Below are 12,334 nucleotides of genomic sequence, written 5' to 3' on the forward strand. Positions count from 1 at the left end.
TAGGGTACAAAGAAAACGCGATCAAGCCGCGACTCGCGCCATTGCGCGGGCCCGAGGCGCTCGACCAGCGTCAGCACCTGGCTTTGCCCTTCCTGCGAACCGACCGGCGCCACCAGGCGCCCGCCGATTGCAAGCTGTTCGAGCAGCGCCTGCGGCACATCGAGCCCTGCCGCCGCGATCACGATCGCGTCGAACGGCGCCGCCGACGGCAACCCGAGCCGCCCGTCGCCGTAATGCAGCCGGATATTCGGAATGCGCAGCGGACGCAGATTCGTCTTCGCGCGTTCGGACAACGGCTTGATGCGTTCGATCGAGTAAACCTCGCGCGCGACCTGGCTCAGCACGGCCGCCTGATAGCCGCAACCGGTGCCGATTTCGAGCACGGTGTTCAGCGCGCGCCCGGCCGCAGCCAGTTCGATCATGCGCGCGACCACCGAGGGCTTCGAAATGGTCTGGTGATGGCCGATCGGTAACGCAGCATCTTCGTAGGCCTGGGCCGCGAGACCCGGATCGACGAACAGGTGGCGCGGCACTGCCGCCATCGCATTCAGTACGCGCTGATCGGTCACGCCGTTGGCACGCAGGCGTTCGACCATGCGCTCGCGAACCCGTTCCGAGGTCAACGCCAATGCGTTGTTCTGCGCACCGCTGCTTGCACCGCCGAACGCGCCGCCGAATGTTCCGCTCATGGCGCTGCCCGGCGCGGCGTTCGGCACGTTGCCGCGCTCGCTCGCGCGCGGCGCCGGTTTCGCGGCTTGCTGCTGCGGCTGAAGAGGCGCTGGCGTCGCACGCGCACCGTGGCCAGGCGCCTGCAGCGACGTCTTGACCGGCACGGCCTGCGCCGCCTGCACGCCCCGCGGCTTCACAGCCTGCTTTACAGCCTGTTTGGGCGACGGCCTTGCTTGCGCACCGGCCGACGCATTCGTCAACGGGTTCGCCGTGGTTCTCGCGAGCGGCGCGGCCTGCGGTTTCGGCGGCGTCGCACCCATCGCACCTATTGCACCATTTCCCGCCACGGACGCGCCCGACGCAACGCCTTGCGTCTTCGCCTGGGGAATCACCTGAGGCCGCGCCGGCGACGCTGTCTGCGTAACCGTCGCCGCCCTCGCCTGCGCGCGTGCCGCCGAGCCGCCCTGCGCCGGTTTCGCCGACTGCTGCCGCGTGTTCAGCGCCGCGCTGGCGGCGATCGCCGCCGCGCGCATTTCACCGGGACGTCCTTCGGGACGGCGCGGCTCGCGCACCAGGTCCTCGAGGCCGAGCGGAAAACGCCTCGCGCGCTCGCTGGTCATGAAGCGCCGCTGCCGTCGCGCAGCCAGTCGCGCGCCGTGGACAGCATTTGCGTGTAGGTCAGATCGAGCTGCAGCGGCGTGATCGACACGGCGCCGTTGGCGACCGCGTGAAAATCGGTGCCTTCGCTCGCGTCGCGCGCGCTGCCCGATGGGCCGATCCAGTAGATCGGCTCGCCGCGCGGGTTGGTCTCGCGGATCACCGGCTGCGACGGATGCCGCTTGCCGAGCCGCGTGATCTGCCAGCCACGCAGTTCTTCGTACGGCAAGTTAGGAATGTTGACGTTCAGCAGCGGATGCCCCGGCAACGGCCGCTCGAGATAATGCGCGACGATTTCGGCGGCGACGCGGGCCGCATCGTCGAGATGCGCCCAGTCTTTGTCGACGAGCGAAAACGCGATGGCCGGCACGCCGAACATGATGCCCTCGGTGGCCGCCGCGACGGTGCCCGAGTACAGTGTGTCGTCACCCATGTTCTGGCCGTTGTTGATGCCCGATACGACGAGGTCCGGCTTGTGGTCGAGCATGCCCGTCAGCGCGATGTGCACCGAGTCGGTCGGCGTACCGTTCACGTAGTAGAAACCGTTGGCGGAGCGCAGAACCGACAGCGGCCGCCACAGCGTCAGGGAATTCGACGCGGCGCTGCAGTTCTGTTCGGGAGCCATGACGGTGACGTCCGCGATCGGCTTGAGCGCTTCGTAGAGCGCGGCCAGGCCCGGCGCCAGATAACCGTCGTCGTTGCTGAGTAGGATTCGCATGCGGCGATTGTAACCGAGGAAAGATGGCACGCGAGCGACATGACCGGCGCGCTTGCGTGGCAAGCGAAACGCGCCGGCCTTGCGCACTGCCCGGCAATAAATCGCACGGTCGTGCGAATTGTTTTACACTCAAAATCGTTGCGAACCCTAACCGAGATGGAGACACGATGCGCGCGATTCGCTGCAAGCAATACGGGCCGCCCGAGAGCCTGGTCGTCGACAACCTGCCGGACCTCGAAGCGCCGCCCGGTCACGTCGTGATCGACGTCAAAGCCGCCGCCGTCAACTTCCCCGACGTGCTGATCATCGAGAACAAATACCAGTTCAAGCCGCCGCTGCCGTTCACGCCAGGCTCGGAAGCGGCGGGCGTGGTGCGCGCGGTGGGGGAAGGTGTCACGCAATTCAGGCCGGGCTCGCGCGTGGCCGCGTTCACGGGCTCGGGCGGCTTCGCCGAACAGGCGCTCGCGCCGGCCACGGCCTGCATGCCGCTCGAGGACGATGTGCCGTTCGAACTCGCGGCGGCTTTCACGCTCGCGTACGGCACGTCGCATCACGCGGTGGTCGATCGCGGCGCGTTGCAGGCGGACGAGACCCTGCTCGTGCTCGGCGCGGCCGGCGGCGTCGGGCTCGCGGCGGTCGAGATCGGCAAGGCGCTCGGCGCGCGCGTGATCGCGGCGGCGTCGAGCGACGAGAAGCTCGCGACCTGCGTGAAGCACGGCGCGGACGCGACCATCAACTACACGAGCGAAGACCTGCGCGAGCGCATCAAGGCGCTCACCGACGGCAAGGGTCCCGACGTGATCTACGACCCGGTCGGCGGCATGTATGCGGAGCCCGCGTTTCGCAGCATCGGATGGCGCGGACGCTATCTCGTGGTCGGTTTCGCGAACGGCGAGATTCCGAAGCTGCCGCTCAATCTGATGCTGCTCAAGGGCGCGAGCGTGGTCGGCGTATTCTGGGGCGATTTCGCGAAGCGTGAGCCGCAGCGCAATCAGGCGGCGTTCGAGCAGATGACCGGCTGGATTCGCGAAGGCAAGTTGAAGCCCTATGTGTCGGCCCGCTATGCGCTCGACGACACCGGCCGCGCGTTGCGCGACATGGCCGAGCGTCGCGTGATCGGCAAGGTGGTGATTACGCCGTAACTACGCCTTGGCTACACCGTGACGCAGCATGAAAAACGGCGCGCAGACTGAACAACGTTGTCAGACTCCGCGCCGTTTGTTTTTTCGGCGGCCCTTGCGCGTGTTGGCCGGGTGCGTTTTTTTGCGCGCGGTGCGGTGCCCCACTCCTCTCACACCCGCCCTGCCCTCACAGTTTTTCGGTATCCCCCGTGCGCGGCTGCCACTTCATCAGGCGCCGCTCGCCGAGTCCGACGACCCCATCGAGAATCAGCGCAAACGCGGTCAATACGAGAATCCCCGCGAACACGGTGTTGATGTCGAAGGTGCCCTCGGCCTGCAGGATCAGATAGCCGACGCCGCGCGCCGAGCCGAGATACTCGCCCACCACCGACCCCACGAAGGCGAGCCCGACCGACGTATGCAGGCTCGAAAACACCCAGCTCATCGCGCTCGGCAGATAGACGAAGCGCAGCAACTGCTTGCGGTTCGCGCCGAGCATGCGCGCGTTCGCGAGCACGACCGGGCTCACTTCCTTCACGCCCTGATAGACGTTGAAGAACACGATAAAGAACACCAGCGTGACGCCGAGCGCGACCTTCGACCAGATGCCGAGGCCGAACCACACGCCGAAGATCGGCGCGAGAATCACGCGCGGCATCGAGTTCGCGGCCTTCACGTACGGATCGAACAGCGCGCTCGCCACCGGCGCGAGCGCGAGCCACAGGCCGACGCCGAGCCCGAGCGCGGTGCCGAGCACGAACGCGAGCACGGTCTCGACGAGCGTGATCCACAGATGCAGATAGATTTCGCCGCCCGTGAACCACTCCCAGATCCGTTGCAGCACTTTCTGCGGCTCGCCGAAGAAGAACGCGGCCTTGTTCGGATCGTCGAAATAGAACGGCGGCAGGAGCGTCGGGCTCGTCAGCACGTACCAGAGCACGAAGCACAGTACGAGCAGCAGCCATTGCCAGATCACCAGATTCGCCCGGCTCGGGCGCAACGTCTTCCACATGACTTGGTTTGCCTTCGACGATGGTTGAACGCGTCTTCTTTTTCGATGTGCATGGCCGCCTGCCCGGCAGGCTTATACGGCGGTCAGTTGCTGCTGATACCCCTTCAGCACCTCGTCGCGCAGCACGCTCCAGATCTGTGCATGCAGTTCGACGAAACGCGGATGCGAGCGAATCTCGGCGACGTCGCGCGGACGCGGCAGGTCGATCCTGAATTCGCCGATCGGATGCGTGCCCGGTCCCGCCGAGAGCACGACGACGCGGTCCGACATCGCGATCGCCTCGTCGAGATCGTGCGTGATGAAGAGCACCGCCTTGCGCTTCGCGGCCCACAGATCGAGCAGCTCGTTTTCCATGAGCTGGCGCGTTTGAATGTCGAGCGCGGAAAACGGCTCGTCCATCAGGATGATGTCGGGATCGAGTATCAGCGTCTGCGCCATCGCGACGCGCTTGCGCATGCCGCCCGAGAGCTGGTGCGGATAGCGGTCGCCGAAACCGCCGAGACCGACGCGCTTTAACCATTCGTCGGCTTTCGCGCGCGCGTCGGCCGCCGGTTCGCCGCGAAACGACAGGCCGGCCATCACGTTGTCGATCGCCGAGCGCCACGGCATCAGCGCGTCGGCCTGGAACATGTAGCCGGCGCGCCGGTTCAGGCCATCGAGCTTTTCGCCGAACACGCTGACTTCACCCGCCGACGGCTGCAGCAGACCCGCGCCGACGTTCAGCAGCGTGGACTTGCCGCAGCCGGTCGGCCCGACCACCGAGACGAACTCGCCCGGCTCGATGCGCAGCGTGGTGTCCTTGACCGCCGTGTAGCGCTGCGCGCGGTTATCGCGCGCGGCAAACGTGCAGGTGATGTTTTCCAGCGCCAGGGCGGCAACGGTCATCGTTCGGCTCGCTTCGGGGATCGGAATCGGTCGGGTTCCAGGTTCGGGCGGAGTGCCGCGGCGGCGAAGGCTCCGGGAGTGGCATGGACAGAACCCGCCATGCCATCCGGATCGCTCCCGAGGCGCTCGCACGCCGCCCTGTTTATGCCTTGACGGTCGCCAGCGCCTTCTTCACGAAGTCGTTGGTCCAGGTCTTCGACAGATCGATCTGTGCGTTCTGCACGACCGGATCGAAGGCCTTCAGCGTCTTCAGCGAGGTCGCGGGACCGTCGACGGGCATCAGGCCGTCGGGCGACATCGCTTCGCGCACGTGCTGCCATGCGTCGAGATAGAGCGCGCGGTCGCCGAGCAGATAGCTCTCCGGCACCGTGTTGATGAGTTCGCTGCCGCTCGCGTTCTGCAGCCACTTGAGCGCGCGCACCATCGCGTTGGTCAGCGCTTGGGTCGTGTTCGGGTTCTTCGTGATGAAGGCCTGCGACGCATACAGACAACCAGCGGGCATATCGCCGCCGAACACGCTGTGCGTATCGGCAAGCGTGCGCGTATCCGAGACGACGCGCACGTCGCCCGCGCGCTCGAGGCGCGTCACGACCGGATCGAGATTGGCGATCGCGTCGATCTGCCCGGACTGCATCGCGGCGATCGCGCCGGCACCCGCGCCGACGCCGATGAACGCGACGTCCTTCGCACTGAGCCCCGCTTTCGCGAGCACGAAGCTCGCCATGATCGACGTCGACGAACCCGGTGCGGTCACGCCGATCTTCTTGCCCTTCAGATCGGCGATCGACTTGTAGTTCGGCATCGTCTTCTTCGACACCGCGAGCACGATTTGCGGCGCGCGCCCTTGCAGCACGAATTCGCGGAAAAACTGCTTTTGCGCCTGCAGCAGCAGCGTGTGTTCGAACGCGCCGGAGACCACGTCCGCGCTGCCGCCGACCGCCGCCTTCAGCGCCTGCGAACCGCCGGCGAAATCGGAAATCTCGACCTCGAGCCCTTCGTCCTTGAAGTAATTGCGGCGCTCGGCGATCGTGAGCGGCAGGTAGTAGAACAGATTCTTGCCGCCGACCGCGATCGCCACCTTCGTGGTTTCAGGCTTGCCCTGCGCAAAGGCAAGCGGCGTGGTGGCGAGCGTGGCGCCCGCGAGCGCGACGCCGCCGGCAAGGAAGGTTCTGCGTTGCATGGTCTGTTGTCTCCAGATTTTTGTTGTCCGGTTTTCCCGGCGTCGGTCGTGGCGGCGTTCTTTGCGCCGCCTGTCGTATCACCTGTCGTGCCGCTTCCCGGATCGCCTGTTGCGTTCGCCTCAAACGATCTGCGTCAAACGATCTGTTGCGTATGCAGCCTTGCAATGTCGTCAGCATCATAACCTAGCGATTGCAGGACTTCATCGGTATGTTCACCCAGTGCGGGACCAAGCCAGCGCGTCTCGCCGGGCGTCGCCGAGAGCTTCGGCGTGACCGCCGGCAGCGTGATTTCGCGGCCGTCCTGCCACTTGAAACTCTGGATCATCTGCCGCGCGATGAACTGCGGATCGGCGAACATATCGGCCACGCTGTAGATGCGCCCGACCGGCACGTCGGCCGCGTTGAGCACCGCGAGCGCCTCGTCGATCGTGCGCGTGGAGAGCCACGCGGCAATCGCCGCGTCGATCTCCTGGGTGCGCGGCACGCGGCCGTCGTTATGCGCGAGCGCCGGGTCGTTCGCGAGATCGTCGCGTTCGATCGCGCTCATCAGGCGCTTGAAGATCGGATCGCTATTGCCGCCGATCACGATGCTGCCGTCGCGGCACGGATACGTGTTCGACGGCACGATGCCTGGCAGCGACGCGCCGGTGCGCTCGCGCACCATGCCGTACACACCGTACTCGGGCACCACGCTTTCCATCATGTTGAAGACGGCCTCGTACAGCGCGACGTCGACGACCTGCCCCTTGCCGCCGTTCACCTGCTTGTGATGCAGCGCCATCAGCGCGCCGATCACGCCATGCAGCGCTGCGATCGAATCGCCGATCGAAATGCCGATGCGCGGCGGCGGCAGATCCGGATAGCCGGTGATATGGCGCAGCCCGCCCATCGACTCCGCAATCGCGCCGAAGCCTGGCCGGTCGCGATACGGGCCGGTCTGACCGTAACCGGACAGCCGCACCATCACGAGGCCGGGGTTCTCGGCCGAGAGCACGTCATAACCGAGCCCGAGCTTTTCGAGCAGCCCGGGGCGGAAATTCTCGACGACGATATCGGCCTCTTTCGCGAGCCGCCGCACGATCTCCTTGCCCTCTTCGGCTTTCAGATTGATCGTGACGGACTTCTTGTTGCGCGCCTGCACGGCCCACCACAGCGATGTACCGCCGACTTCGGGATACAGCTTGCGCCATTTGCGCAGCGGATCGCCGCCTTTCGGGTCTTCGATCTTGATGACCTCGGCGCCGAATTCGCCGAGAAAACGTGCGGCGAACGGACCGGCGATCAGCGTGCCGAGTTCGAGCACCTTGACGCCGGCGAGCGGACCTTGGGTTTGAGTCTGGCCTTCGCGTCCAGCCGAGTCGCTCGTGCCTGCTTCGGGGGTGGCGCTCATGGGGCTCCTTATCTTCTCTCTGCGTCAAACCGCGGCGACGAACGCGCGGTGCGCGGTCGGGCCGCGCGCTTTTCGTTGCCGCCGCGGCGTGGCTTGCTCCCGCTCTTCACGCTCGCACTGCTCATGCTGGCGGCAACGCGAATCACGGCAAAAAGCAGTGCGCTTCGCCACGGCAATCGCACAACCGCACAACCGCGCCGCGCTACATCGAACGGCGATCGAGCATCGCGCGCGCGATCGTGCCGGCGTCGACATATTCGAGTTCGCCGCCAACCGGCACGCCGCGCGCGAGACGCGTGACCGCAAGCCCGCGCGCCTTGAGCGTCTGCCCGAGGTAGTGCGCGGTGGCTTCGCCTTCGTTGGTGAAATTGGTCGCGAGCACGACTTCCTTGACGACACCATCCGAGGCGCGCTTCACGAGCCGGTCGAAATGAATCTCCTTCGGGCCGATGCCGTCGAGCGGACTGAGCCGCCCCATCAGCACGAAGTAAAGGCCGCGATAGGTCATCGTCTGTTCGAGCATGATCTGGTCGGCCGGCGTTTCGACGACGCACAGCAGCGACGGATCGCGCTCTTCATCGAGGCAGACCTCGCAGATCTGCGCTTCGGTAAACGTGTTGCACTTTTCGCAGTGGCGCAGATGCTCGGTGGCGAACAGCAGCGAGCGGCCGAGTTTTTCGGCGCCTTCGCGATCGTGCTGCATCAGGTGATACGCCATGCGTTGCGCGGACTTGGGCCCGACACCGGGCAGCACACGCAGCGCTTCGACGAGCGCCGACAGGGCGGAAGGTTGTTTCATGCGGATCGGCGTCGAAGTGGATGAGGCTCTGGTGGGCGAATCGAGGTGCGGGCGCGCCGCGCGAAGCGTGCTTCGGCGCGACGGTGACGTTGAAGTTCGCAACGTCCGCGGCGGCGGCACGTTCGGCCTCGCCTTTCGCGCGGCGGATGCCTGCGGATGCTTTCAGTCCCCGCAGCCCGCACACGTCGCGCGCCGTCTCAGCGCCTGCGCGCACGCCACGGCGACGGGCGCCGCGGCATTCGCCCTCGTGACAGCAGATTCAGAACGGCAGCTTGAAGCCCGGCGGCAGCGGCAGGCCCGCGGTCATGCCGCCCATCTTTTCCTGGGCGGTCGCCTCGGCCTTGCGCACGGCGTCGTTGAACGCGGCGGCGACGAGGTCTTCCAGCATGTCCTTGTCGTCGGCGAGCAAGCTCGGATCGATCGACACGCGGCGCACGTCGTTCTTGCAGGTCATCGTCACCTTGACGAGACCGGCGCCCGACTGCCCCTCGACTTCGATCTGCGCGAGTTGCTCCTGCATCTTCTTCATGTTTTCCTGCATCTGCTGGGCTTGCTTCATCAGCCCGGCGAGTTGGCCTTTCATCATGGACATGCTCCTTCTGGATAGCGTGAAATCCGGGGTTCCGGCGCCGTGCTCCGACGACGCCGCAAAGGGTGGATCAGGTTGGATCAGTGGGCCGGCGACGCGCCGTTGGCGGCGTCCGGGGTAAGCGGGCGGATCGAGCCGTCGACGATGCTCGCGCCGAATTCGCGAATCAGCGACTGCACGAACGGATCGGCGCGAATCTCGCGCTCGGCTTCCTGCTGGCGCTGGGCGCGCTGCGCGGCGTCGTGCGCGGCGGCCGTGCGGCGCGCCGGGCCGACCTCGACCTGCACGTCGACGCTCTGGCCGAGCCGCTCGGCGAGCGCCACCTTCAGTTTAGCGACCTGCGACGCTTCCGCGTATTGCGGCACCGGTACGTTGAGCCTGAGCGTGTTGCCGTCGAGCGCCATCAGTTCGCTGTTGAACGCGAGCTGGTACGAAATGCCCTTCAACGGCAGATCGACCGCGAGCGCGGGCCAGTCGCCCGTGAAGCCGAGCGGATCGAGCGGCACGGCGGGCGGCAGCGGGCGCGTGTCGACGACCGGCGCGGGAGCCGGTTTCGCGGGTGCGCGGTCCATGCGGACGTCGTCGGGGCCGCGATCGAATACGGGTACGTAGTTATCGTCCGGCGGGACGAAATAGGCGTCTTCCGCAGCCGAGACCGGCATGTAGTCGTCGGGCGGCATGTCGTCCCACGGCGGGACTGACGAGCCGTCCGGCTCCGCGCTGCTGCTGCGTGGCGACGATGCTTGCGCGGCGGCGCTGGCCGTTCCCGTCGCCTCTTGTGGCGCACGGCGCGGCGCGCCCGGTGTCGGCACCGGGACGACTACGCGCGGTGTGGCCGGCTTCGGTGTCGCGGGTGCGGCAGGCGCCGTGCCCGAAGTCGCGCGGCCGCGGTCCGAAGATACCTTGAGGCCGGCGTTACGCAGCACGTCGAGTGCGGCGCTCGCGCCGCCGGCACGACGCGCAGTGGAATCGGCTGCGGCTTGCGCGGTTGTCGAGGTGGGCTGTGCCTGTTCCTGTTCTTGTGTCTCTTCTTGCTCTTGCCTCTGCGATGCGGCTTGCCCGGTGCCGGCATGCGCGGCTGTTGCGGACGCGGCCGGCGCGGATGCCGGCGCGGCGTCATCGGTCAGCACTGGCGAAGTCGATTCGGTCGAGTCAGCGCTGGCGGCGTTTTCGCCCGTGGGCATGTCTTCCCAAGGCGCCACTGGACGCTCCGCGGCGGCTGGCGACGCATCGCCGATGCCGGCAGACGTCGCCTTGCCCTCAGCCGCAACCGGCTCGCCTTCACCGACGACTTCGGCATCGGACGATTGCGGTGCCGCCGCCGTTTGCGTGACCACAGCCGGTTGCACAACCGGCGCGGCGGATTTCACCGCCTCGCGTTGATCTCCGCTGACATCGCCGCCAGCCTGCGGCCCGCGAACCGCCGCGGCTGCCGGCATCGCATCGCGCGTGCCCGCGGCCGGCACCGACGGAGCCACCGCAGCAGACGATCCCGACGGCGCACGCAACGCGGCAACCGTCGGCGCGCCCGAGCGCTTCGCACCCGCCGCGCCCGCGCCGCCTGCCTGCGAACCCGCGCCTGCCGTTCCACCGCCGCCACCGCCGTCAGGCGCCGGCTCGAACGCGAGCATGCGCAGCAGCGTCATCGTGAAACCGGCGTACTCGTCGGGTGCGAGCCCCAGTTCGCTTCGGCCGATCGTCGCGATCTGATAGAACAGTTGCACCTGCTCGGGACTCATCGCCTCGGCGAAGCGGCGCAGATCGGCCGCCTCCGGCCATTCGTCGAGCACCGACGACGGCGCGAACTGCGCCCATGCGATCCGATGCAGCAAGCTCGCGAGATCCTGCAGCGCCGTCGAAAACGACAGGCTGCGCAGCGCCATTTCGTCGGCAACCGCGAGCACCGCCGCGCCGTCGCCCTGCGCGAGCGCGTCGAGCAGACGGATCAGATAGCTCTGGTCGAGCGCGCCGAGCATGCCGCGCACCGCGTCCTCGCTGACCTGGTTCGCCGAATAGGCGATCGCCTGATCGGTCAGCGAAAGCGCGTCGCGCATCGAGCCGTCGGCCGCGCGCGCGAGCAGACGCAGCGCCTGCGCGTCGTACGGCACCTGCTCTTCGCCGAGAATGCGTTCGAGATGCGACACGATATGACCAGCCGGCATCTGCTTCAGATTAAACTGCAGACAGCGCGACAGCACCGTGACCGGAATCTTCTGCGGGTCGGTGGTCGCGAGAATGAATTTGACGTGCGGCGGCGGTTCTTCGAGCGTCTTCAGCATCGCGTTGAAGGCGTGGTTCGTCAGCATGTGCACTTCGTCGATCATATAGACCTTGAAGCGCGCATCGACGGGCGCGTACACCGCGCGCTCGAGCAGCGCGGCCATTTCGTCGACGCCGCGATTGCTCGCCGCGTCCATCTCGACGTAATCGACGAAACGCCCCTCATCGATCTCGCGACACGCGCGGCACACGCCGCACGGTGTCGAGGTCACGCCGGTCTCGCAGTTCAGCGCTTTGGCGAAGATGCGCGACAGCGTGGTCTTGCCGACGCCGCGCGTGCCGGTAAACAGATAGGCGTGGTGCAGACGGCCACCGTCGAGCGCATGGGTGAGCGCGCGCACCACGTGCTCCTGTCCGACGAGCGAAGCGAAATCCTTCGGCCGCCATTTGCGTGCGAGAACTTGATAGGTCATCCGGAAATTGTATCAGTAACGATGCGGCGAAAAACCGAATCGGACACGAGCGCGAGCGCGCGTTGCCGCGCCCCTCGGACAGGCTGACGAAGCATCGTGGAAAGCCGGTGACATTCGCGGCCGCATCCGCGACGGCCGCCGGAAAAAGAAGCGGCGATGAGCGATCACGATGGACGCGCGCATTGACCACGACGATGCTCTAGGCGAACGCGGCAGGCAATGAAAACGAAAACCGGAAATGGCTGCGGAGAAACCGCGAAAGAAAACCGCTACGGGGAAAAACAGAAGAGGAAGGTGACGAGCCCGACCCTCGGCACTGGTGGAAAACGGCTGTGGCTGCTTCGTTCCCGACCTGACCAGGTTGACCATCCCTCCATGCGAGGAGGCCCGTCACGAAAGATTCTATCATTGCTTGGCGCATCGCGCGACTGTTAATACGAGCAAAGCGAGTTCGGCGCATGGGATCAGACACTTCGCGACACCCGCCCTCTCGTTGCCTTCGTCGCCTCTCTATATATAGATGAGCACATGCCGAAATCGCGTCCACGCACCGCACTTGAGTTCGGCACGCCCGCCTCCATCTACGTTGCGTCGCGATGACCGTACATCAATCAGTCACA

10 protein-coding genes and 1 other RNA gene are annotated in these 12,334 nt (G+C 66.4%); 1 reads left to right on the forward strand and 10 read right to left on the reverse strand.

The genetic code is table 11. The features are described 5' to 3' along the window. Both F3J20_RS25015 and surE read right to left on the reverse strand, forming a co-directional pair. On the reverse strand, positions 1–1,289 hold a 1,289-nt coding region (locus F3J20_RS25015; RefSeq protein WP_167284854.1), incomplete at its 3' end, for a protein-L-isoaspartate(D-aspartate) O-methyltransferase. After that, complete coding sequence (surE, locus tag F3J20_RS25020; RefSeq protein ID WP_167038468.1) at positions 1,286–2,044, reverse strand: 5'/3'-nucleotidase SurE; 759 nt, start codon at positions 2,042–2,044, stop codon at positions 1,286–1,288. The genes surE and F3J20_RS25015, both read right to left, overlap by 4 nt. Positions 2,045–2,211: 167 nt before the next feature. Here surE and F3J20_RS25025 point away from each other — a divergent pair, with 167 nt between their 5' ends. Next, positions 2,212–3,186 (forward strand): NADPH:quinone oxidoreductase family protein, encoded by a 975-nt coding sequence (locus tag F3J20_RS25025; protein ID WP_167284855.1) that lies wholly within the window; start codon positions 2,212–2,214, stop codon positions 3,184–3,186. Between the two features lie 166 nt (positions 3,187–3,352). Here the strand turns inward: F3J20_RS25025 and F3J20_RS25030 are convergent, their stop codons facing one another. The 8 genes from F3J20_RS25030 to ffs all read right to left on the reverse strand — a co-directional run bounded on the left by F3J20_RS25030 (position 3,353) and on the right by ffs (position 12,106). Then, positions 3,353–4,177, reverse strand: a complete 825-nt coding sequence (locus tag F3J20_RS25030; RefSeq protein ID WP_167284857.1) for an ABC transporter permease — start codon at positions 4,175–4,177, stop codon at positions 3,353–3,355. A 72-nt stretch (positions 4,178–4,249) separates the two neighbouring features. Next, positions 4,250–5,062: an ABC transporter ATP-binding protein gene (locus tag F3J20_RS25035; RefSeq protein WP_167284859.1), complete on the reverse strand. Its 813-nt coding sequence runs from the start codon at positions 5,060–5,062 to the stop codon at positions 4,250–4,252. Positions 5,063–5,204: 142 nt separating this feature from the next. Beyond that, positions 5,205–6,242: an ABC transporter substrate-binding protein gene (locus F3J20_RS25040; protein ID WP_167038477.1), complete on the reverse strand. Its 1,038-nt coding sequence runs from the start codon at positions 6,240–6,242 to the stop codon at positions 5,205–5,207. Positions 6,243–6,376: 134 nt separating this feature from the next. Further along, positions 6,377–7,633, reverse strand: coding sequence for a CaiB/BaiF CoA-transferase family protein (locus F3J20_RS25045; RefSeq protein ID WP_167284860.1), 1,257 nt, complete (start codon positions 7,631–7,633; stop codon positions 6,377–6,379). A gap of 202 nt (positions 7,634–7,835) precedes the next feature. Beyond that, entirely contained in the window at positions 7,836–8,432 is a 597-nt protein-coding gene (gene recR / locus F3J20_RS25050) for a recombination mediator RecR (protein WP_013089345.1), read from the reverse strand. Between the two features lie 259 nt (positions 8,433–8,691). After that, a complete protein-coding gene (locus F3J20_RS25055; protein WP_008923976.1) occupies positions 8,692–9,018 on the reverse strand; it encodes a YbaB/EbfC family nucleoid-associated protein in 327 nt (108 codons plus the stop codon). Between the two features lie 83 nt (positions 9,019–9,101). After that, positions 9,102–11,714, reverse strand: a complete 2,613-nt coding sequence (locus F3J20_RS25060) for a DNA polymerase III subunit gamma/tau (protein ID WP_167284862.1) — start codon at positions 11,712–11,714, stop codon at positions 9,102–9,104. 293 nt (positions 11,715–12,007) lie between these two features. Continuing rightward, an RNA gene (gene ffs / locus F3J20_RS25065) (signal recognition particle sRNA small type) lies at positions 12,008–12,106 on the reverse strand. Between the last annotated feature and the right edge of the window lie 228 nt (positions 12,107–12,334).

It is taken from the genome of Paraburkholderia sp. Cy-641, from assembly GCF_011752945.1.
Lineage (GTDB): Bacteria > Pseudomonadota > Gammaproteobacteria > Burkholderiales > Burkholderiaceae > Paraburkholderia.

Excerpts from the sequence above, each read along its gene's own strand:
- surE (WP_167038468.1), bottom strand. The coding sequence starts at position 2,044 with ATGCGAATCCTACTCAGCAACGACGACGGTTATCTGGCGCCGGGCCTG.
- F3J20_RS25025 (WP_167284855.1), top strand. The coding sequence starts at position 2,212 with ATGCGCGCGATTCGCTGCAAGCAATACGGGCCGCCCGAGAGCCTGGTC.
- F3J20_RS25030 (WP_167284857.1), bottom strand. The coding sequence starts at position 4,177 with ATGTGGAAGACGTTGCGCCCGAGCCGGGCGAATCTGGTGATCTGGCAA.
- F3J20_RS25035 (WP_167284859.1), bottom strand. The coding sequence starts at position 5,062 with ATGACCGTTGCCGCCCTGGCGCTGGAAAACATCACCTGCACGTTTGCC.
- F3J20_RS25040 (WP_167038477.1), bottom strand. The coding sequence starts at position 6,242 with ATGCAACGCAGAACCTTCCTTGCCGGCGGCGTCGCGCTCGCGGGCGCC.
- F3J20_RS25045 (WP_167284860.1), bottom strand. The coding sequence starts at position 7,633 with ATGAGCGCCACCCCCGAAGCAGGCACGAGCGACTCGGCTGGACGCGAA.
- recR (WP_013089345.1), bottom strand. The coding sequence starts at position 8,432 with ATGAAACAACCTTCCGCCCTGTCGGCGCTCGTCGAAGCGCTGCGTGTG.
- F3J20_RS25055 (WP_008923976.1), bottom strand. The coding sequence starts at position 9,018 with ATGATGAAAGGCCAACTCGCCGGGCTGATGAAGCAAGCCCAGCAGATG.
- F3J20_RS25060 (WP_167284862.1), bottom strand. The coding sequence starts at position 11,714 with ATGACCTATCAAGTTCTCGCACGCAAATGGCGGCCGAAGGATTTCGCT.